General features: G+C 34.0%; 22 protein-coding genes, 1 rRNA gene and 2 riboswitches. Of the genes, 10 read left to right on the plus strand and 13 right to left on the minus strand.

Annotated features, from left to right (window positions below; translation table 11 throughout):
- From PY093_RS13735 to gcvT, 4 genes are all read right to left on the minus strand, one after another.
- A 16S ribosomal RNA gene (locus PY093_RS13735) occupies positions 1-151 on the minus strand; the annotation flags it as partial.
- A gap of 438 nt (positions 152-589) precedes the next feature.
- Positions 590-2,053 carry an aminomethyl-transferring glycine dehydrogenase subunit GcvPB gene (gene gcvPB / locus PY093_RS13740; protein ID WP_275646428.1) on the minus strand — a complete coding sequence of 488 codons (1,464 nt, stop codon included), beginning with the start codon at positions 2,051-2,053 and terminating at the stop codon, positions 590-592.
- Positions 2,046-3,392 (minus strand): aminomethyl-transferring glycine dehydrogenase subunit GcvPA, encoded by a 1,347-nt coding sequence (gene gcvPA, locus PY093_RS13745; RefSeq protein WP_275646429.1) that lies wholly within the window; start codon positions 3,390-3,392, stop codon positions 2,046-2,048. The genes gcvPB and gcvPA overlap by 8 nt, the downstream gene beginning before the upstream one ends.
- Positions 3,393-3,416: 24 nt before the next feature.
- Positions 3,417-4,523: a glycine cleavage system aminomethyltransferase GcvT gene (gene gcvT / locus PY093_RS13750; RefSeq protein WP_275646430.1), complete on the minus strand. Its 1,107-nt coding sequence runs from the start codon at positions 4,521-4,523 to the stop codon at positions 3,417-3,419.
- A 286-nt stretch (positions 4,524-4,809) separates the two neighbouring features.
- A riboswitch (glycine riboswitch) is annotated at positions 4,810-4,905 on the minus strand.
- Between the two features lie 258 nt (positions 4,906-5,163).
- On the opposite strand from gcvT, the gene PY093_RS13755 reads away from it, so the two are divergent.
- The 4 genes from PY093_RS13755 to PY093_RS13770 all read left to right on the plus strand — a co-directional run bounded on the left by PY093_RS13755 (position 5,164) and on the right by PY093_RS13770 (position 8,862).
- The gene (locus PY093_RS13755; protein WP_275646431.1) at positions 5,164-6,858 is read left to right on the plus strand and encodes a DEAD/DEAH box helicase; all 1,695 of its coding nucleotides are present in this window, start codon (positions 5,164-5,166) and stop codon (positions 6,856-6,858) included.
- Entirely contained in the window at positions 6,836-7,648 is an 813-nt protein-coding gene (locus PY093_RS13760) for a YqhG family protein (RefSeq protein WP_275646432.1), read from the plus strand. The genes PY093_RS13755 and PY093_RS13760 overlap by 23 nt, the downstream gene beginning before the upstream one ends.
- Before the next feature lie 506 nt (positions 7,649-8,154).
- A riboswitch (cyclic di-GMP riboswitch) is annotated at positions 8,155-8,244 on the plus strand.
- Between the two features lie 34 nt (positions 8,245-8,278).
- Positions 8,279-8,416: an anti-repressor SinI family protein gene (locus tag PY093_RS13765; RefSeq protein WP_275646433.1), complete on the plus strand. Its 138-nt coding sequence runs from the start codon at positions 8,279-8,281 to the stop codon at positions 8,414-8,416.
- Between the two features lie 113 nt (positions 8,417-8,529).
- The gene (locus PY093_RS13770; RefSeq protein WP_275646434.1) at positions 8,530-8,862 is read left to right on the plus strand and encodes a helix-turn-helix domain-containing protein; all 333 of its coding nucleotides are present in this window, start codon (positions 8,530-8,532) and stop codon (positions 8,860-8,862) included.
- A gap of 274 nt (positions 8,863-9,136) precedes the next feature.
- Here the strand turns inward: PY093_RS13770 and PY093_RS21445 are convergent, their stop codons facing one another.
- Positions 9,137-9,436, minus strand: coding sequence for a DUF5658 family protein (locus PY093_RS21445; RefSeq protein WP_481769302.1), 300 nt, complete (start codon positions 9,434-9,436; stop codon positions 9,137-9,139).
- A gap of 83 nt (positions 9,437-9,519) precedes the next feature.
- The gene (locus tag PY093_RS13775; RefSeq protein WP_275646435.1) at positions 9,520-9,999 is read right to left on the minus strand and encodes a VanZ family protein; all 480 of its coding nucleotides are present in this window, start codon (positions 9,997-9,999) and stop codon (positions 9,520-9,522) included.
- 381 nt (positions 10,000-10,380) lie between these two features.
- Between PY093_RS13775 and PY093_RS13780 the strand changes: the two genes are divergently transcribed.
- From PY093_RS13780 to PY093_RS13805, 6 genes are all read left to right on the plus strand, one after another.
- Positions 10,381-10,596 carry a hypothetical protein gene (locus PY093_RS13780; RefSeq protein WP_275646436.1) on the plus strand — a complete coding sequence of 72 codons (216 nt, stop codon included), beginning with the start codon at positions 10,381-10,383 and terminating at the stop codon, positions 10,594-10,596.
- 82 nt (positions 10,597-10,678) lie between these two features.
- On the plus strand, positions 10,679-11,461 hold the full coding sequence (locus PY093_RS13785; RefSeq protein WP_275646437.1) for a hypothetical protein: 783 nt from the start codon (positions 10,679-10,681) through the stop codon (positions 11,459-11,461).
- Positions 11,461-11,721 carry a PqqD family protein gene (locus PY093_RS13790; protein ID WP_275646438.1) on the plus strand — a complete coding sequence of 87 codons (261 nt, stop codon included), beginning with the start codon at positions 11,461-11,463 and terminating at the stop codon, positions 11,719-11,721. Before PY093_RS13785 ends, PY093_RS13790 begins: the two co-directional genes overlap by 1 nt.
- Positions 11,711-12,178 (plus strand): signal peptidase I, encoded by a 468-nt coding sequence (locus tag PY093_RS13795; protein ID WP_275646439.1) that lies wholly within the window; start codon positions 11,711-11,713, stop codon positions 12,176-12,178. Before PY093_RS13790 ends, PY093_RS13795 begins: the two co-directional genes overlap by 11 nt.
- A gap of 13 nt (positions 12,179-12,191) precedes the next feature.
- Entirely contained in the window at positions 12,192-14,006 is a 1,815-nt protein-coding gene (locus PY093_RS13800) for an ABC transporter ATP-binding protein (RefSeq protein ID WP_275646440.1), read from the plus strand.
- An 18-nt stretch (positions 14,007-14,024) separates the two neighbouring features.
- On the plus strand, positions 14,025-15,125 hold the full coding sequence (locus PY093_RS13805; RefSeq protein ID WP_275646441.1) for a nucleotidyltransferase family protein: 1,101 nt from the start codon (positions 14,025-14,027) through the stop codon (positions 15,123-15,125).
- Positions 15,126-15,302: 177 nt separating this feature from the next.
- On the opposite strand, the gene PY093_RS13810 is transcribed toward PY093_RS13805, so the two are convergent.
- The 7 genes from PY093_RS13810 to PY093_RS13840 all read right to left on the minus strand — a co-directional run bounded on the left by PY093_RS13810 (position 15,303) and on the right by PY093_RS13840 (position 22,228).
- Positions 15,303-17,096, minus strand: a complete 1,794-nt coding sequence (locus tag PY093_RS13810) for an ABC transporter ATP-binding protein (RefSeq protein WP_275646442.1) — start codon at positions 17,094-17,096, stop codon at positions 15,303-15,305.
- Between the two features lie 2 nt (positions 17,097-17,098).
- A complete protein-coding gene (locus PY093_RS13815) occupies positions 17,099-18,280 on the minus strand; it encodes a nucleotidyltransferase domain-containing protein (protein WP_275646443.1) in 1,182 nt (393 codons plus the stop codon).
- 13 nt (positions 18,281-18,293) lie between these two features.
- Positions 18,294-18,755, minus strand: coding sequence for a lasso peptide biosynthesis B2 protein (locus PY093_RS13820; protein WP_275646444.1), 462 nt, complete (start codon positions 18,753-18,755; stop codon positions 18,294-18,296).
- 43 nt (positions 18,756-18,798) lie between these two features.
- On the minus strand, positions 18,799-19,095 hold the full coding sequence (locus PY093_RS13825; protein ID WP_275646445.1) for a lasso peptide biosynthesis PqqD family chaperone: 297 nt from the start codon (positions 19,093-19,095) through the stop codon (positions 18,799-18,801).
- Positions 19,096-19,100: 5 nt separating this feature from the next.
- The gene (locus PY093_RS13830) at positions 19,101-20,030 is read right to left on the minus strand and encodes a phosphoenolpyruvate carboxykinase (ATP) (RefSeq protein WP_275646490.1); all 930 of its coding nucleotides are present in this window, start codon (positions 20,028-20,030) and stop codon (positions 19,101-19,103) included.
- Between the two features lie 88 nt (positions 20,031-20,118).
- Entirely contained in the window at positions 20,119-20,274 is a 156-nt protein-coding gene (locus PY093_RS13835; protein WP_275646446.1) for a paeninodin family lasso peptide, read from the minus strand.
- Positions 20,275-20,287: 13 nt separating this feature from the next.
- On the minus strand, positions 20,288-22,228 hold the full coding sequence (locus tag PY093_RS13840; RefSeq protein WP_275646447.1) for a lasso peptide isopeptide bond-forming cyclase: 1,941 nt from the start codon (positions 22,226-22,228) through the stop codon (positions 20,288-20,290).
- Positions 22,229-22,323 lie beyond the last annotated feature (95 nt).

Here is a 22,323-nt window from a genome sequence, read left to right on the forward strand (position 1 = left end):
AGTTATCCCAGTCTTATAGGTAGGTTGCCCACGTGTTACTCACCCGTCCGCCGCTATTCTTAGGAAGCAAGCTTCCTAAGAACCGCTCGACTTGCATGTATTAGGCACGCCGCCAGCGTTCGTCCTGAGCCAGGATCAAACTCTCCAATAGAGTTGAACTAGCACATGGAAGTGCTGACATCGATGTTGTCACAGGACGTGACGTTCTTAATCGATGTTCATTACTTCATTTTTTTAAAACAAACATTGACGCTTGTGTTGTGTTCAGTTTTCAAAGAACTTTTTTTGTGACAGAATCATAGTTTATCAATATTACGTATTCATGTCAACAATTTTTTTTGCTGTTATCACTTATTTTAGCGACAAAAATCATCTTACCATTTAATCTTCTCTTCGTCAACTTCTACGAAGCTAACAAAGTTTGGAAAACAAATCGATTAGAGATTTGAATTTATGAGTAAGTTGTTTCCGTCAGGTGATATGTACTAATACTAACAGTAGAATAAACAAAAGACAACCCTTCTAACCGCGGTAATTTATTCCAAAAAAAGAGATTCACCCACATACGGATGAATCTCTTCTATATATATTATTGTTTTTGAAAACGAAGAACTGGTTTACGTGCAGCTAATGTTTCGTCAAGACGCTTTATAACAGTTGTATGTGGAGCTTCTTGAACGATTTCTGGGTTTTCTTCTGCTTCTTTTGCGATTTGAATCATCGCATCAATGAAAGCATCTAATGTTTCTTTTGATTCCGTTTCCGTCGGTTCAATCATAATACACTCTTCTACATTAAGAGGGAAATAGATTGTTGGCGGATGGTAACCAAAGTCTAACAGGCGTTTTGCAATATCCAACGTACGTACACCAAGTTTTTTCTGACGCTTACCAGATAATACGAACTCATGCTTACAATGTTGGTTAAACGGTAAGTCAAAGTGTGGTGCAAGTTGACGCATCATGTAATTAGCATTTAGAACTGCGTATTCAGTAACAGCTTTTAAACCATCAGGACCCATTGTACGAATATACGTATAGGCACGTACATTAATTCCGAAGTTTCCATAGAAAGGTTTTACGCGACCGATTGCTTGTGGTCGATCATAATCGAAACGGTATCCATCTTCACGTTTTACAAGAATAGGTTTTGGTAAGAACGGAATTAGGTCTGCTTTTACTCCAACCGGACCAGAACCTGGGCCTCCCCCACCGTGTGGACCTGTAAATGTTTTATGAAGATTAAGGTGAACGACGTCAAATCCCATATCCCCAGGTCTTGCTTTACTTAATACTGCATTTAAGTTTGCACCATCATAATAAAGCTTTCCGCCTGCTTCGTGGACGATTTGAGCCATTTCTAGGATATGAGCTTCAAATAATCCTAGTGTATTAGGGTTTGTAAGCATTAATGCAGCAGTGTCTGGTCCTACTACACTTCTTAAATGCTCTAAATCAACTAATCCATTTTCATCCGATTTAACTGTGATTGTTTCAAAGCCAGCAACCGTTGCAGATGCAGGGTTTGTTCCATGTGCTGAGTCAGGAACGATAACTTTCGTACGAGCAGTATCGTTATTTGCTTCATGGAAAGCACGAATCATCATTAGACCTGTCCACTCACCATGCGCTCCTGCTGCAGGTTGAAGCGTTACTTCATCCATACCTGTTATTTCTTTTAAATGTTCTTGTAAATCATACATTAACTCTAGTGCACCTTGAACTGTTGACTCATCTTGTAATGGGTGAATATGAGCAAAACCAGCGATACGTGCTACATTTTCATTAATTTTAGGGTTGTATTTCATTGTACAAGATCCTAGTGGGTAAAACCCTGAATCTACACCATGATTACGTCTTGATAGAGCTGTATAGTGACGCATAATGTCAAGCTCTGATACTTCAGGAAGTTCAGGCTCTTCAACACGAATGTAATCTGAAGGAATGACATCTTCAAGGTTAAGTTCAGGTACATCAATTTCAGGTAAGCTATAGCCAACACGACCTGGTCTTGTTAGTTCAAAAATTAATGGTTGATCTTGATGATTATTCATTGCCATCCCCCAATTCTTTCACAAATGTGTCGATTTCTTCTTTAGTGCGTAATTCTGTTACAGCAACAAGCATATGGTTTTCTAATTCAGGATAGTCATGACCAAGATCATAGCCACCGATAATATTTTTTTGAATTAACTTAGCATTTACTTCTTTAACAGGTTTGTTTAATTTAACAACGAACTCATTGAAGAATGGACCTTCGAATGAAATTTCAAAACCATTTTCCTTAAACACATTTTTTGCATAATGTGCTTTTTGGATATTTTGAACAGCCATTTCTTTAACACCTTTTTTACCTAACGCAGTCATTGCAACAGATGCTGCTAGAGCATTTAACGCTTGGTTTGAACAAATATTTGATGTCGCTTTGTCACGACGAATATGTTGCTCACGCGCTTGAAGTGTAAGTACGAAGCCGCGTTTACCATCTTCATCAACTGTTTGACCTACAAGTCTACCAGGTACTTTACGCATTAACTTTGAATTTACTGCGAAATATCCACAGTGTGGTCCACCAAATCCTGTTGGGATACCAAATACCTGTGCATCTCCAGCAACAACGTCAGCACCTAATTTACCAGGAGGAGTTAATGCACCTAGTGAGAGTGGGTTACTTGAAACAACGAACATGCTTTTACCAGTGTGAGCGATTTCTTCGATATCTTTAAGTGGTTCAATTTGACCAAAGAAGTTTGGATATTGAACTACTATACACGCTACTGAATCGTCCATAGCTGCTTTTAAGGCATCTAAATCAGTTAAACCATTAGTTGCAGGAACTTCAACAACTTCAATATATTGACCTTTTGCATATGTTTTAAGAACTTCACGAGATTCCGGGTTAACAGCACTAGATACTAAAACCTTTTTGTTTTTAGTATGACCAGTACAAAGCATTGCTGCTTCTGCTAAAGCTGTTCCACCGTCATACATTGAAGAGTTCGCTACATCCATGCCTGTTAATTCACAAATCATTGATTGGAATTCAAAAATCGCTTGTAATTCACCTTGAGAAATCTCAGGTTGATACGGTGTATATGCCGTATAAAACTCTGAACGTGAAATAACATGGTCAACGATGATTGGCATGTAATGATCGTATACGCCAGCACCAAGGAATGATGCGTTTGCTCTTAAATCAGCATTTTTAGCTGCAAGTGTTGTTAACTCTTTAAGAAGTTCTGTTTCTGATTTTGCTTTCTTTATATTATATTCTCCTTGGAAACGAACGCTTTCAGGAATATCGTTAAAAAGCTCATCAACTGAAGAAACCCCAATCGCTTTAAGCATTTCACTTTTATCTTGTTCCGTCATTGGTAAATAACGATGTTTCATGGTTTAACCCCTTTCGACTACAGTTTATTTTTTAGGTCGCTTATAAAAAGGTGTCGCTACTACTTCTGCTTGGAGACTCTTGTTACGTATTTGCACTTCTACTTTTGTTCCAAGCTCAGCAAATTCTGTATTAATTAGTGCAAGTCCGATATTTTTCTTTAATGTAGGCGATTGAGTTCCAGTTGTTACTGTACCGATTTGTTCGTCGCCTACAAATACTTCATAACCATGACGCGGAATACCTTTATCGATCATCTCTATACCAACAAGCTTACGAGGAGTACCCTCAGCTTTTTGCTGTTTCAGAACCTCTTTACCGTTAAAATCCGCTTCTTTATTCGTTTTAACAGCAAAACCAATTCCAGCTTCTAGTGGAGTGATGTCTTTTGTTAGTTCTTGACCGTAAAGCGCCAGGTTTGCTTCAAAACGAAGGGTATCTCTCGCACCTAAACCAATAGGTAATAACCCGTCTTCTTTACCCACTTCAAGAATCTTGTTCCAAAGCGAAACCGCGTCTTCCACTTTACAATAAACTTCAAAGCCATCTTCACCTGTGTAACCTGTTCTTGAAACAAGTGCTTTTACTCCATTAACTTCAACATCATCTTGGAATTTGAAAAATTTGATTTCACCAAGATCAGTAGTTGTTAATTTTTGAAGGATGTCCTGAGCTAATGGTCCTTGTAGTGCAAGTTGGGCTACATCATTCGAAATGTTTGTAACTGTAACATCACCAGAGACATATTTCAGCATCCAATCAAAGTCTTTTTCAATATTAGAAGCGTTAACTACTAATAGATAGTCATTATCAGCTTTTTTATAAACAAGAAGGTCATCTACTGTTCCACCATCTTCATAGCACATTGCAGTGTATTGTGCACCGCCGTCTTTAAGTAGTGACACATCATTTGTCATCATTTTTTGTAGGTAAGCAAGACTGTCAGTGCCTTTTACTTCGATTTCTCCCATATGAGATACATCGAATAAGCCAGCTTTTGTTCTAACTGCTTCATGCTCTTCTTTGATACTTGAAAATTGGACTGGAAGATCCCAACCACCAAAATCGATTGTTTTCGCACCATATTGTCCATAAACTTCATATAAAGGTGTACGCTTTAATTCTGTCAACATAACTCCCCCTCTTCACTTATGTAAATCCAACCTTATTAGCATTCCCTTATAAAAGAAAACGCTTCCTGGAGAGTTTCTGAACATGCAAAAAAGGACAGAAAAACTCCACAATTATATGTGAAAGTCTCTGTCCTGGCACCTGAAAGTTTACCTTAAATAAGTAGGTTCATAAAGAACACTTACCTTTTAAAAAGCTTTCCCCTTTGGTGGCCTACAAGTAAACATCTTAAATAAACAAGTAAGGTTCATTTACAATACATGTTTCCTTTGGCTCTCTCCAGAGTTGCGTCAAACAAGAGTCTTTTTGCCTGAGAGATTCACAATTGTTTCTGCTTGCTCCTTCGGCGCCACCGCAAACGGTAGTCTCTCCCCTTGTTCTCATTCGCCAATATATAATTTTAAAGATCATTGGTTATACTATCCTAATAGAGCTATGACTGTTCAATTATTCTAAACTTTCAAAGCTAATATCATCCTACCATTAAATAGCCTTATTCGGCAATAACAATATTTCCTTAACAATAAATATTTTTACTACCAAATCGTTCGTGATTAGAGTGTAAATCCATTTATTTATTCAATCAATATTCGATATATCCTTTAAAATAGAACATTACACCCCATAGAAAGGACTGATAAGATGAAAGTCGACATAGAGTTTGATCACTCCTGGCAGGATGATTTTTTAAAGAGAATTGACGAAGATGGTCCTTGGGCAAATTGGGAGCTTTATAAACTTGCAAATGAGGTTGAGGGTCATTTAACTATTCCCGAGTTTGAAGGCTTACAAGCACCTAAGCATTTACCACAACTTACTCCTCTTCCTCATCAATTAGAGGTTGCCAAACAAGTTGTTGAAAAAATGAATGGGAAAGCAATTCTAGCTGATGAAGTTGGACTTGGTAAAACGATAGAAGCCGGACTTATTTTAAAAGAATATATGATTCGTGGTCTTGTAAAAAAAGTACTTATTCTTGTTCCGGCATCACTCGTTTCACAATGGGCGATGGAGCTGAACCAAAAGTTCTATATACCAGCTGTTCAACAGAAAAAAAGCTATATGTGGGAGCAGTATGATGTTGTTGTTTCTTCTATTGATACGGCAAAACGTAGTCCACACCGCGAGATCGTCTATGAACAAGACTATGACCTAATCATTATTGATGAAGCACATAAACTAAAAAACAGCAAAACGAAAAACTATGAGTTTATACAAAATCTCAAGAAAAAGTTTTGCTTACTACTAACTGCAACACCGATTCAAAACAGAATTGATGAGATTTTCAATTTAGTTTCCTTATTAAAACCAGGTCATTTAGGTAACCAGTCTTATTTCGAGGAATCATACAATACGAAAAATCGATCATTAGATGGTGATAAGCACTTAAAAGATCTAGTGAACAAGGTGATGATTCGGAATCGCCGTGATGACACTGGGATTGAGTGGACAAAACGCCAAGTTGAGACTATTCCGATTGAGTTTTCAAAAACGGAGCGAGACCTTTATGACGCAATTAGTTTTTATCGTTCGAATCAAAGTCCATTTATAAACAGTATGTTCTCGATTATGACTTTGCAGCGTGAAGCATGTAGTAGTCGTGAGGCTGTATTTTTTACATTAAAGAAAATGCTCGAGAAAAAAGATGAAGAAGGTCGCCAAGTTCCAAATGAAGTGATTACCGAACTGATGCAAAAGGTTGAACAGGTTACAACGAACTCTAAAGCAGAGAAAGCGCTAGAGTTAATTAAAAATGTCGATGATAAGGTAATCATCTTCACAGAATATCGAGCTACCCAGCTGTATCTCCAGTGGTACTTACAACAAAATGGAATATCATCCGTACCCTTTCGAGGAGGTTTTAAACGAGGGAAAAAAGACTGGATGAAGCAATTATTCCAAAATAAGATCCAAGTCCTTATCGCAACAGAAGCTGGTGGTGAAGGGATTAACCTTCAATTTTGTAATCACATTATAAATTACGATTTACCGTGGAATCCAATGCGCTTAGAACAACGGATTGGTCGTATTCACCGTCTCGGTCAGGAAAAGGATGTTCACATCTATAATTTTGCGACAAAGAATACCGTTGAAGAACATATTTTAAAGCTGTTATATGAAAAAATTAATTTATTCGAACGTGTTATCGGTCAGCTTGATGAGATTCTAACTAGATTAGAGATTGGCGATATTGAAGACCATATAAAAGATATCTTGTTTCATTCGAAGAGCGATGGTGAAATGCGTATTAAAATGGAAAATCTCACTTCTATAATCAGCTATGGAGAACAAATGACAGAAGGAGATGAACAGCATGCAGCAACAGGAAATTCATAAGTTTTTGGACCGTTATTTTACGGCTAATGAATGTGATATCGTCGAAAGACACAATGCATTCCTAACAGTACAGTTGTCCGTTGAATTAGACAAACAATTAATGAACCGCCCCTTTTACTGGCATTATCTCGAAAAAACGGGTGGCATACCAAATCCAATGCTATTAACATTAGTAACAGATAAGGAAAGCGCACCTGAGGATCTTAAAGGAGAAATAGTTCATTTTGGCGCACCAAGATTGCATCAAATTTTTGATTCAACGAAAACACTTGCCGGCTACATTCGTCTTTATCAAAATGTATCTCAAAATGTATCGATGCAAACAACAGGGAATATTCCACTTCATCCTTGGATTGCGCTAAACGTAAAAGTATCGTATCAATGTGACCGAAAAAGAGATATTTTAATGTCTCTTGGTCTAAACTTAATCACAGGCTTATTCGTAGAAAACTTCCAAAAGCAATTAGAACAACTAGATTTAAAAGCCAAAATACCAGATTACTGTTTTACAATGTCACCGTTAATTAAACCTCAAAGTGGGTTAAATCGAATAAAACAGTATATAACGAACTATGTTGAAGCAGATGATCACACTTGGGCGGATGATGCTAAAGAACGTTGGAATGAGGATTTGGAATTACTAGATCACTTTTATGCGGGATTGGACGAAAAACCTGAAAGCTACGAGATTGAAAAAACAGCACTAAAAGAGCAATATGAGCCAAAAGTTAAGGTCGAGATCATTAATGGCGGGTTGTTTTATTTAATGCAGAATGTGATAAAGAACTAGGGCTTCTACCTCAAAGAAGCTCTTTTTAGTAATGTGATAAAGAACTAGGGCTTCTTACCTTTAGGAACTCTTTTTAGTATGGAAATTTATAAAGTACATGTCGAATTATCTGAAAATTTAGCTAATTATTTCTTTTTGGGGGTAGGTTACACATTTTCTGTAGGAAAATATCGACAAATGATTTGGGTATTTTTGTTAATACTACAAAAAGCTACTTTACTTTTTGAAAAGTTTATTAACCACTTTATAACTTTTATTCACAAAGTTAGGACTATTATACCATTAACATAATAAAACCTGAGTAAATTCGACAAATATTATAGGTTTAAAGGCTTGATTTTGTTCGAAAAAGCACGAAAGATAATCATTTTTGGTAATGTTTTGACATCGACACACTTCTACAACACAAATTCCTCTTATTGTTTATACTTCTATTTATTAAAACAAAAGTCTTATACATACGTAGACCATTAGTAACTAAAAAGACTTACTTAATATCAAAAAGCAAATGAAAAAGGCAAACCTTTTGAAAAATGGGGACGCAAAGTCACAGGTCTTAGGTTGGATTACCCAATGATGATGGCTGGGCTGCCTGGAATGCTTACAGTATTTTAGGAGGGAAATGGACGAATGATTAATAATGGAAATGCGCAGCTGGATCAAGAATGGGTAGAATTAATTTTAGAAGCACTGGACATGGGTATTAGTGTAGATGAAATCAAAACGTTCTTTATAGAAAAAGCTCTTGAATGCAGTGAAATTGTATAAAAGGCACTTATTTCATATCAATTCTGCTATTTTCTTCACAACATAGTTCGTCATATAGTACAAAACCTTCAGAGATATGCTATAATCGATGATGAAGGAAGGTGACGTGTGACATGATTGGTCAACGTATACAAAAATATAGAATGCAGAGAAAAATGTCTTTATCAGAATTAGCTGAAAGAGCTGGAGTTGCAAAGTCTTACTTAAGCTCAATTGAACGCAACCTCCAATCGAACCCTTCTGTACAATTTTTAGAAAAAATCTCTTCCGTATTAAATGTTTCAGTAAATACATTACTACACGATGAAGATGAAGTACTAACAGGTACAGAGCTTGACTCCGAGTGGACAAAACTGGTCAATGAAGCAATGAAATCCGGAGTTTCAAAAGACCAATTCCGTGAATTCCTCGAATTTAATAAGTGGAAAATAAATGAAAAACGTTAAAACGTTCATGAATAAAACTCATGAACGTTTTTATTTTGTCCTTATTGATAATAATGTCTTTTGATAAGCCTCTTTTGCTTTCTTTTCATTTAGCTTTTTATAGACGGAAGAGATCTTTGAATGGTGGTTTGGTTGGTGTGCTTTCATGTGGGTAATATCAAAGTTGCAATATGGACATAGCCATTTTTCAGTGTTACAACTGCTATAAGAATCACGCTTACATCTTGTACAGTTTTTTTGGTACAAGTTGATCACCTCTTTTTACTATGCTATTTTAGAAAACTGCAAGATATAACCAAAATCCGTGAAGAATAAATGTGCCTGTGTATAATGTCGCTGCTAATAATGTGAGTGCTTTGAACCAATTCTTGCTTGGTATGATGTTTAAGATGATGAATATGTACAAGAAAAGAGATAAAGCTACTTTTAAGGCTAGAAAAAGGATTGGATGATAGGAATAAAGCTCGTTCATTAATGGGTTTGCTTCGGTTATGACTCCCCTGTTTAGGCCTATGTAGGAAATGATTCCGTCGAATAGGTTTAGTAGGGCTAAATATATGAAGATGAATTTCAACTAGTTCACCACTCTTTATTTATTCTTAATAACGAACGATAATGTATTAAGAAATGCCTGACTTTATGTGGACCCAGGCACTTCTACAATGGGATGTTTGGTTTGTTTTTTCTTGATAGATTTGTTATTCCTTTTAAGAAGGAACCTATTCTAGAGTGATTACTTGAGTAATATTTTCTTCGGATAAGGAACCATATCACCAATACTCCTATAATATCTTTAAGAACATCAATAGAAGAAAAGGATCTAAATGGTACAAAGTATTGATGAATTTCATCCGTGATTCCGTATAAAAGTGCAATAGTAAGTGCGACCTTTTCCTTTTTGGAGTTAAGTTCATCGTATGTAAGGAAGGCAACGATGATAAGGAGATATAGTATTCCAAATTGGATTAGGTGAGCCAGTTCTAGTGTTGCTCCTATCGTTAAGAAAACGATTGGGTGAATAGTTGGGTAGATGTACTCTAGTTGTGATGGGTTGAATTTGCTGGATTGTAGCCAGATGAAGAGCATGTATAGGAATGGTAATAATGTTAGTATGGATCGAAAAAGTATTGGTTGCATTTTGGTACCTGCTTTCGGGATTCGTTGTTAAGATGTTCTTTATTAAGAACATACTATAATATAGTAAAAAAGACAAGATTAAATTTACAATGCAGACCAATTTCCCTCCAATATGTGTATTTCATCAATTATCTTTTCAAAGATTCCTAAAACCTTTTCATTTAAAATAATTTATTCTTATAAAAAAATTGTTGTTTATTGTCGATTATTTGTTCTTTAAAAAGAACCTTTAAACTATTATAATTAGAAGGTAATGAAAATTAGTAAATTAAATGGAACAATATAATGCTTTCTATTAATTATATATTTTATTTTTTATCAACTTGTTCGTTAAATTGAACAAGTTGATAAAAGGTACAATAAAAACAAGGAGGTGTAAATTTGAATCTTAATGCCAAAAACCGTCCTTTAGTTTTAAGTCACCAGCCCATCCGATTTGAAACTGCAAAAAGCTGGAATCCAGCAAGTGAGATAGGGTACATACCACATAACAAAAAGGAACCGAGTGGAGGACATCCAGTAGGTCCTGAAAACCCTGGGAATGGTGGAGTACCTCCGGGAAGAGGTCCTGGTGGGCCGCCAGGTAAAAACAAATAAAATTTAAGGTTATTGAGAGTCAGTGCTTAACCCTTGACTCTCAATAATGACCTACTCTATTTAATATAGAAGGAGATTTATTGTGATAAATTCAACTATTAATATAGGTGAACATTATTTTCATGTTAATAGTAATTCAATAAATGTTATGAGAACTATTATTAACGAATATACCTTATGTAATGATTTAAACATCCAATCAAATATGAATATCCTCATAAACGAAGGCTTTGGAGTGCCTTTTCTTAATTATGATGTTACTATCACAAAAAATAAAAATCTAATATCCTATTGCCGGGCTGATTACTTAATCCAGGTTGATTCTAATTTTAAATATGCCGAGATATATGTTCATGATGACTTAGCTTTACAACATGCTTTTTTAAATTTATATAGTTCTTTTATTGTTCATATTAATTGGGGTCTATTAATTCATTCCTCATGTGTAATAGATAATGGCAAAGGACACATTTTTTCTGGTCATTCGGGTGCTGGAAAATCCACTGCAGCGAAGTTATCACATCCACGTAGCCTTCTATCCGATGAAGCAACTCTAGTAAAAATTTCTCCTAAGGAAATTATTATTTACGATTCTCCTTTTAGAAGTGAAATTAAAATTAGAGGTAACGAAACATTAACAAGTTTAGGAAGTATTCAACTACTAAAACAATCGCAACAGAACAAAAGAACAATTTTAAAAAAGGCAGATGCTTTACTTCGATTAATCGATAAGGTTTTCTTTTGGACTAACGATTCAATAGAGTCGAAACAAATTATTCAATTATTGCAGCTATTAGTTCAGAATGTTCCTGCATATGAATTACAATTTCAAAAAAATGATACATTTTGGGAGTTGATATCATAATGTTCCAGTTCATACAAAGAAATAACTATGAAGCTACACAACTTGATGATGAATGGATTATTTTAAATACTGATAACTATACAATTACGAGAGTTAATGATTTGGGTGGGTTTTGTTGGTTAATGTTAGACAAACCTCAAACAGTAGTCTCTATTCATAAAGAAATCATCAAAAATTTTGAAACTTCGACAAACGAAAAAGACATTGAATCCTTTTTGAATTATTTGGTAGAATATGGATTAGTTCAGTATGCAAGTTAATATGGCTGAAGCAATGGTGCTAACCAAGGTATTGAAGAAATTTGGAATAATAGATCTCCCAGCCAAGGGGACCAGTATGTACCCGTTTATTATTGAAGGTGACATTTGCAGTTTTACAGTATGCAAACCAACGGAGTTAAAGAAAGGCGATATTTGTTTATTCCTTTTAGGGAATGGAAAGCTAGTAGCCCATCGTTATTATAATGTTAAGCAATTTAATAAAGAGCAGTGTTTGCTTTTTAAAGGGGATACAAATTTATCTTACGATGAACCAATATTAGGAGATCAAGTTCTTGGTAGGCTAACAAGAATTAAAAGAGGAAGCAAAACGAAAAAAATTACAAGTTTATCTGCAACAGTATGGAAAAGATTAATACTATCATTACCCTTCATATCATATTCCTTAAGATTATACCTTAATAAAAAAGAAAAATATCAACTACATGTTAGAGTATAATGGAGTGTCTAAAATGAAATCAAAGCTACAGCGACTCTTGCCTGAAGTAAAGCAGTATTTTAACCTACAGGACATTAAAAAAGCTGGTTCTTTATTAAAACCGTATATTTATAAACACCGAAAGGCTTACATAGGTCTCCTTTTCTTTTTATTGATTGAAATTTTTCTTACGATAGCCTTTGCCTGGTTTATGGGAAATATTACTAATGCTGCTATTCAGAGTAATTTTGACCGTTTAAGATGGTTGCTGCCATTAGGAGTATCTCTCACAATTGTTAGTATTCTATCAACCTTTTTTACAACATATTTTGAAACTGCTGCATCCAGTACCTTAAAAAGAGATTTAAAAACTGACTTATATAAGCACATTTTGCTTTTACCTGCCAATAAAACTGCTAATCACCATTCAGGTGAATTACTTTCACATTTCACAAACGATATTCACAATATTGATGGACTTATAGGAAGTAGTCTGATTCAGTTAATTCGGCTCCCTTTGTTATCTTCAGCAGCATTTATTTATTTAACATATATTAGCTGGCAATTGACGGTACTAACGATTACACTAGCACCCCTCGCACTTATTACAGGTGCATATTTCGGTCTAATACTTCGTCGTAATAGTAGAAAGGTACATAAATTATATAGTGATATGAATACCTTACTCAATGAGTCTTTTCAAGGTCTTTCAATTATTCGTTCATTTACAATGGAAAAAATATTTCATAAAAGATATTCAAAACAAAACAATGAGCTTTATAACCTTGAGTTAGAAAATACAAAAATGCGAGGATGGTTCTATTCAGGTTCACATGCAATCAGTTCTATCGCCTATTTAGTAAATTTGAGCTTAGGTGCATACTTTGTGTCTATTCAACAAATTACTGTAGGATCCCTACTCATTTTTCTTAACCTTATGGGTTATTTACTCTATCCACTCTCAGGGCTCGCAGGACTTTGGGCAAGTTTTCAACACTCTATAACAGCAATTGAACGAATCTCAAGTGTTTTGGATTATAACCCTGAATCTACTGTATTACCTGCTTACTACACTCCGAGTTCAGTAGAACATTCAATAGCCTTTAAAAATGTTACTTTTGGTTATGAGCAAAATACCCTGCTGTTTGACAAACTTAATCTAAACATTCCTGCAGGTAAGGTTGTAGCATTAGTAGGCCATAGTGGTGCTGGCAAAACTTCATTATTTAACCTCCTTCTTCGATTTTACAAACCACAAACTGGAGATATATTGATAGATGGAGTACCAATAAAAGATCTTTCTCTTTCAGAACTACGAAGTGCAATAGCATTAGTACCACAGGAATCGTTCCTTTTTGATGGATCAATCAAGGATAACCTACAGATAGCACGTCCTGATATTTCTGAGGAAAATATGATTAAAGCTGCACATAATGCAAATATTCATGATTTTATCATATCCCTTCCTGATGGGTATGACACTGATATTGGTGAAAGAGGAGTTAAGTTATCTGGGGGACAAAAACAACGGATTGCAATTGCAAGAGCATTACTAAAAGATGCACCAATCCTTCTATTAGATGAAGCTACATCTGCTCTTGATAGCGAAACTGAGTATTATGTAAAAGTCGCTTTAGAGCGATTAATGAAAAATCGCACGACAATTGTCATAGCACATCGACTATCTACTATACAAAATGCAGATTTAATAGTTGTAATGAATGAAGGAAAGATTGTTCAAACTGGTAGACATGAAGAACTTATTAATCAAGTTGGCTTTTACCGAAATCTACATCAAACTAATTTTGAACCAAAAAAAACTATATTATCGTTGGCTTCAAATGATTAAAGTGAGGAGTATACATTGATGGCAATTGAATTAATTCGGGCATTATATGATTCTAATACTCCAATACCAGATAAAGACGAGTATTATAACGAGGCAATTGAAGATATTGAGTTCTTTGATATATCATCACAAATCTATCATCTATTAAAACAAGCTGGAAAACTTGAAGAAACTCCTCTCTTTTTTCAAAAAAGGTTAAAACAGAAATATACTGAGGCATTGTATCAAAATCTTTTTATAAAAAATCAAACGGAAATGCTACTTAAAGAATTCGAAAGGAGTGGCATTGAAGTTATACCAATAAAAGGTACAGTGTTTGCTGAACAGTACTTTGGTCATATTGGGGCAAGGAGTACTTCAGATATTGATTTATTAATTAAGAATAATGAGCTTGATAGAGCGATAGAATGTATAAACACTCTCGGGTTTACACCCGATCTAAAGGATATTCCTTCAGGGTTTAATTTAACCTTTAATAAAGAATTACCGCAGTCAACCATTCCTCTAATGGTAGAACTACATTGGAACATTGTGGATCCAACTACGGCTGATTTAAATATAGAAGAATTTTGGAATCAATCGAAGCCATTTCAAGATTTTAATTATGTAAAAGAGCTATCGGATTTTCATACGTTCTACATGATTGTTCTTCATGGCTGGAGACATAATATGAACTCTTTGAAATATTTTATTGATATTCTACAATTAATACATAATTGTCAAGGTAGATTAGATTTAATTACTTTGTTTAAAGTGGCAAAAGATGATAAGACATTAAAGAGGCTGATTAGAACATTAACAACTGTGTACACTCAATTTTCATATTTGGAACAGCTGATAAAACTTCCTTCAAAAAAAAGATATATATTCTGGAATTATGAGCATATTCGAAACACAGATAATAGATCTATTAAAAAATATTTCGATTTTTTCGATTATCAGATCTTTAGTTATGATTCAATTAGGTTTAGTATTAAAGAATTATGTATCTGGTTTCTCCCACCAACAGAATTGATTAATGTTGAAAAAGAAATGAACAATAGAAACATAGCTTTTCTTTATATCAGATTATTCAAGAAGAGAATTTCTAATTTCTTAAAAACTATTCGACATACCTGATATTGTTGGGGTTAATCCCAATAGGTTATAAGGCACTCTACGTTCGTATTAAGGAGTGCCTTCTCCTATATTTAGAAAATCCCTAGAATCTTTGCATCCTATGAATTTGTCATCATTTTTTTCGCAAATTGTTATACCTACAGTACTACAAAAAACACCCATGTAATATGGGTGCAGCTATTTTACCATTTCCAGTTGCTTACCTAATAAATTACTAAACATACCACGTTTTTCATTAGCTAATTGACTATAACTACCTTGTTGAATTATATTCCCCTTATCTAAAACTATTATCTGATCCGCATGTCTAATTGTAGATAAACGGTGTGCAATAACAATAACTGTCATATTTCCCTTTAATTGTTCCAGTGCTTGCTGAATTTTATATTCATTTTCAGTATCAAGAGCGCTTGTTGCTTCATCAAGAACTAGTATTGATGGTTTCCGTAATATTGCTCGGGCTAAAACAATTCGTTGTCTTTCTCCCCCAGACAATCTTACACCACGATCACCAATAAGTGTATCAAGACCTTTAGGCAACTTCTTTACAAACTCATCGGCAGAAGCAAACTTCAAAGCTTCCCAAATTTGATTTTCTCCTGCATCTGGTTCGATTAATAATAGATTTTCTCTCACTGTGGCATTAAATAAAAATGGATCTTGTGAAACATAACTAATTGAACGCCTCATCGATAACAAATTATCTTCAGTTAGTAAAGTTCCGTCTATTAATATTTCACCTGTCTCATGCTTGTTTAACCCCATTAATAAATCAATTAATGTGCTTTTCCCAGCTCCTGAGTGCCCTACAATTGCTGTCATTTGATTGGATGGAATATGAATATTTATGTCTTTTAGAGCAAATACAGGCTCGTTTATATTATATCTAAAATTAACCTCTCTACATTCTACCCCCTTCTTAATTTGGATAGGTTTAACATTGTTTTCCTCATCATACTCTTTTGCTTCTAAGCTAACATTCTGTAAATCTACTAAAACCTTAAAGGATGGCACGATAGAACCTAGTTGTTCCAAGTTAGATTGTATTCCGCTGAATCTTGGCCATAGTCTAGTAAATATAATAATTATTAGCATGAGTTGGGCAGGCTGTGCCTGAAACATTTTAATAGAGATAAATACAAAAAAAGCTACTAAGAATGCAGAAATAATTTTATATAACAATTGAGATGTAGTCTTTAGTTTCACTAATTCGAGTCCATTATCAAGCATTCTTTGACTTACAGAACGGAACCAAACTATATGAGATTCTTCTAGATTATTACTCTTTATATCTTTTATCCCATTAAAATGGTCTGTGATACCTGCTAAAAAGTTCTGTGATAACTCAATAGTTTCTTTACCCAAGTTGTTAGATTTTTTAACAAAACTTTTAGATAAGTAAATAAGTGCAAAACCTAGAAACATTACTGTTATAGTTAAAAATGGAGATAACCAAAGAGCAATACAAATTTGTATTATCGTAAATACTAGGGAAGAGATAAATTGCAAAAATAAATTTGTACCGCTGCTAACACGGCTGATCTCTTTTGTCATAGTATTAATAATATCTGACTTTCTTCTTTTCAAAAAAAATCCCCAGTTTGCTTGTAATAATGATCTATACGTTTTTTCTTTTAAATGAAGGGTAAATCCTTGTTGAATTTTAACGTTTAATATTGTCTGATTTCTTTGAAAAAATCCTATCCCTATAATTAACAAAACATATATAAATAAGATTAATATTAGGCTAATTGTTTCTGGTATATCTTGAAATATCCCATTAAATTTATATAAAGGAGAAGATGCTTCTATATTTAAATCTAGGATGCCTGTAAGACTAATCAAAGGAATTAACAACAGTATTCCAACACCCTCTAACAATCCTATAAATATCATAGCTATAAGATTATAATATAAAACTTTACCAGAAAAAGAGTGTATTTGCTTTGTGAAGTGTAGGATGTGCTTCAATATTAAATCCCCCTAGAGATTACGTGTTTACTTGTTTTCCGCCAAACCCATAAAAATGGTCGTAACGGAAAATATAAAAAATGAAGACGGTTTGGTAACGGTAAATTTTCTGCATCTTCAGGATATGGGTATAAAAAACTCAAAATAAATAAAAACTTTTGCTGAATGGACATTAGAGAGAATAAATGACGTTTATGATATCTTGCAATTTGATTTGGGATTGGTTCTGAATGTAAATTAACCATCCTTTCAATATAAAAAATGGCTTGCTCGGCAAGGCTGTAAGAACGTTTCCCATTTATAATTGTTCGCATGTCTTTACCAATAGGAGTATTTAACAATTCAGAAGCTAGAATAAGAGCTTGCCCACCTACGTCAATATATTGGTTTTGAGACATTAAACTAGTAAGTTTTTCCCAGTCAATACTTTGTCGAGTAATTTGATCTATATCTATTAACCATCTAAGCCTAGACCAACCATGACGGGCACCATGACTTACAAGAAATAAAAATAAATCTTCTCTCCCCAAACAATAAAATGGATAGCCAGTGTTTGTTATTTCCCTTTTTCTTTCCCACATTTCACTAAAACTAGGTTCTTTGGAAGGCCCAGGGTTTAATCTCCAATGAATTTCAAGTTTAATTTGCTTTGAATGATTGATATATGTAACGTGGTGATGTCTCCATTTCCAGTCATTTAATATTGATTTAATATAATCATCTTTGATATAACCAATACTATTTAATAGTTCTTCAACCTTATCTAAGTCTTCAATTTGTATAAGAACGTCTAAGTCTCCGCAAGTTCGGAGAGAAATATCCCCATAGAGATCTGTTGCAAGAACGGGGCCCTTTAAGACTAGTAGATTTACCCCTTCCTTTTTAAATAACTTACTTACTTGACTGATTTCTGAACTCAAATGAAGCATTTGAAAAATGTTACTTTTATACACTTCTGACAGTTTTTGGATAACGTATGAAGGTATTACTTTATTATCAATCTTTTTAATTGTGGGATATAATATCGGATAGACACGGTGGTGGATAGCTAGTTCAAGGAACTTATTCCAATCAATGTCTTCATAATATTCTTTATTTATATTATGATTATATTTTATAATTTCCATTATTAGCTTTAGTTCTTTAGGTATTTGATTTAAATTTAGAGTGAAACTCTTTGCCATATCTTTCTCCCTATCAATATGAACTACTTATTTTTTTTGCAAAAATTCCAACTACGGTAAACCTTTCCATACCTTCAGATCCAGAAATATAATAGGATCCACTTCGTAACCAAGCGTGTGCGATTAATTTACCAGATTCGTCCTTGGCAATTCCTAAATAAAGTGTACTTTCAATATCTCGTCTCTCTAACATTTTCATTGCAGCTATAGCTTTGACGAGGCATTTACTTTCCCAATATGTATACCGACTCATAATGTCAATAGCCTGTGAAACACTCTTTATTATCTTCTTATCCAGGTCATTATCAGTAAACGAAGTTTCTTCTTCATACATACCCAACCTGTTAATAACTTTTTTAAAAGGCATGGCCTTTATAACACGAGAACAGCCTAAACTAATAAATGATTCTAACATTAAAAGTTTTGTGTTATTATCTAATTTTAAAAAAATACCTAATTTCTTAATAGTGGTCAAGCCAGTCACTTCCCCCAAGCAAACATATATTAACTAAGATCTTCTATTCCTTACTAGTATTTATTAATCCTTCTTTTAGTAAATGATTCAAAAAGGATATTACTTGTACCTCACATTCAGATTTCTCTATTTCATATCCTTTAGTTAATATGGTAATCAAATTCTCTACTAACATAGGCTCATTCATGTGATCCCAAATGACACCGCCTATTTCACCTAAATTATAGTATTTTCCGTTAATAATACTCAACATTACCTTTTCTCCATCCATATCACTAACTATGTTTCCCTCTACTTGAGTTACCTTATTACTAAGCACTATTCCATCTTTAATTAACATTATTATTATTCTCCTTTATTTAAATTACCTAATATTAATGAAACAATCTCATGTGTACTACATCGTGAAGATGGACGATTTAAACGGTAAAAATCAATATCATTTAAAATTTTGGTGGAAGAATTAAAATGCCATTCTGTTAGCCCCATTTCAGGAATTAAAAAGTTACGATATGTATTTCGAAACAAAGTAGACAAACGTTCAAGCTTTTGAATCGAGTTAATCTCAACTCTATTAATCACCTCGTCTTTAATCAATTCAAATATACCACCCAGAGGTAAACTTCGAGTGCAAAATGTATTAGAAACTGGTACGCAGAATTTATTTTCCCGTCCATATATGGAGCGATAATTACTTGAATCTATTTTAAGTTTTTTTAGACTATCATGCCAAAGTTTCTGCTGAGGATATGATGGTGTGACTATAGGCAAATTTTCATCAGAAAGTGATATAGGTACAATATCATCACTAATAAGTTGATACCCACTTTTTATGAAAGCAGAAGCTAGTGTTGATTTTCCTGCCCCAGAATCGCCAACAAAAGCATAAACTTTGCCTTCAATTACTACAGCACTCCCATGCAAAGGTATTATTTTTCTTTGCATAAGTAATATACCCATACAAGTACCTAGTATATATAGACGGATTAGATCCATATCAGCATTTATAATTGGTTTATATATAATTCTTTTTCCTTTTTCTATAAGAAAGGTTGCCGTATTAGGAGCATGAAATATTACCTCATCTTTATTTATTATAAATTCATATTTCGAAGATGATATAACAGGAAAACTATTACCATATATACCAGTTATCTCAATGTCTGATGAATCCACTTGCTCTTTTTTAATAGTCAGTTCTGGAAATTGGACATCACAAGAAATATTTAATCCAAAAGCTTTATACATAATAATTTTTTTTGGGGCCTCTAACATCGTATTCACTCCACAGTTTTTTTTCATTAACATAAAACCCTTATACAAACTTAATCGTATAAGGGCATTAATTACCTTACTCTAACCATCAACTAGTAAAGCGTTTCCAAGTTTGTGGATTATTCGGATCCTCTTCCTCACCAGGAACATACGCTTCGTCAGTGTATGGCCCCCAAACAGTTGAGGCCATTGTCATATTTACATCTAGTACTTCTAGGACAGGTTGTTTCCATACTTTTTTCATATTATCACCTCCTTTAAGCAAACTTTTTAATAAATCTATACACTATTAAACTACGCATTAAAATTTTATATTCTGGCTTAACTGCAAACTCAGGTCTAACCCCCTCCTCAATTTTTGATAGGGCTCCTTTAATAACTTCTTCATTTAAGAATTCTAATATTTTATTATCTTTGCCAAGTTGTTTAATTTCTTCTTCATATGAAGTCCAATTCGGCATCATTCTATGCACCCAATCAGCACCTTGAACCCCTCTGATACGTTGATTTAGTCTAATACTATTTGGTAGCATACTTTCAGTGGATCTTCGAATAAGTGCACGATCTAACCCATTTTGAACATATTGTTCTTCAGGCAAGGATAGACAGAAACGAATCACTCGTAAATCATTGGTAGGATCACGCTTCCAGACTGAATACCTTAAAGATAACTTTGTTGCTAGAGTATTACTCGCATTCCAATGAAAGACTTCTTCAAAATGGCTTTTTCTTTGTTTATAAAGATTAGTTGAAGAGAACCATCCGTTTGTTCCGATACCATGTTCACTTAATTTATTAAAGACATTTGTCCTTTTCGCAAATTCAGAGTTAATCAATGTAGGATATTGGTATGTTGTATTTAATGGCGATATTCGCTTTATAAATGGAAATGCAACTCTAGCAATTCTTGGTAGGTTTTTAAATCTACTTCCTCCTACATTTTTACTATAGTGACTCAACTCAATAGCTAGACGGAACCATTTTAGTTTTTTTAATAAAATAGCGTAGTAATCTATTGCTGAACCCCAGGAAATTGATAAATTACCTCTTCCTCCATTAAGTAGGATCCCAATGTCTTTTTTCTGCGCTTCTTCAAACATCCCTTTTAACCAAAAGGAGTTTTCAAAAAATTTATAAGGCATTTCCATTACTTCTAGAAAATCATCGACTTCAGTATATGAATCTCTTCCTTGGAAGTCTAAATAATTATCTGAAATACCACCAATATGTCTTACTGTTTCATTAATTAGCGGTCTTTCATCTGGCATTATATGTTTCGGTGTAAAATCCACAAAATCCTTTGGAGGAATATAACTGAATGTATGTAGTTGTTTGTTTTCTTTGCGTAGCGTTTTTGATGCAAAACCGACAATGGATCCTGAATCTAACCCCCCGCTTAATTGAGCACCAACTTTTCGGTATGTTCGTAACCTTGAATCTACTGCTTTTTGGAATACATCCTGAAATGCCTCTATATATTCCTCATTAGATTTTAGTTTTAGTTTCTCATTTGAAGTTAAAGTACAATATCTCTTAAGCGTGACTTTATTACTTACTACAGTCATACTATGAGAAGGTGGTAATTGCTTTATATTCTCATAAGGAGTTATAGAAGCATCTACTGTATCAATCATTCCAGTAATCGCAAGAAATTCTGCAAGCCATTGTTCATTTAATTTCTTTTCTACATAAGGCAAAGTTAGTAACGGCTCAATCGTTGTACAAAAAGCAAACTTCTGATGGTTTTGATAATAGTAAAGTGTTCTGCTTCCTGAAAAGTCTCTTGCACCAAATAAAAGTCGCTTTCTTTCGTCCCAGATCATAAAAGCAAAGTCACCAATTAAATATTTAGGTACTTCTTCACCGAATTGATGATAAGCGAGTAATATTAATTTACTGTCAGCAATAGTTTTTCTTTGATTTTTTTTCACCTGTAATATTTCAAATAAATCTTCTCGATTATCAATGATGGCATCAGCTGTAATTACAAGTTGCCTATCGTAATCATAGTAAGGCAATTGTTCATTTAATGACTCAGGAGTTATCCATTGTGCATGACAACCTAGAAAGATATTATCTTTTTTCCACGAACTTATTTCGTCTGCAGGATATTGTTGTAAAGCTTGCATAATCCCATTGCCATGATCTACTGCTATAGGTTCTTTATTCTGATGATAAATTCCAGCTATTGCACTCATTATTTCCCCCATAGTAAGAATTCTTTTTAAAGAACAACCAATCAATATAACTTTATTTTCATTTATTGTGCCACCTGTATCAAACGGTATAAATA

Origin of the sequence: Cytobacillus sp. S13-E01 (genome assembly GCF_029193815.1) — a bacterium.
Lineage (GTDB): Bacteria > Bacillota > Bacilli > Bacillales > Bacillaceae_L > Bacillus_BV.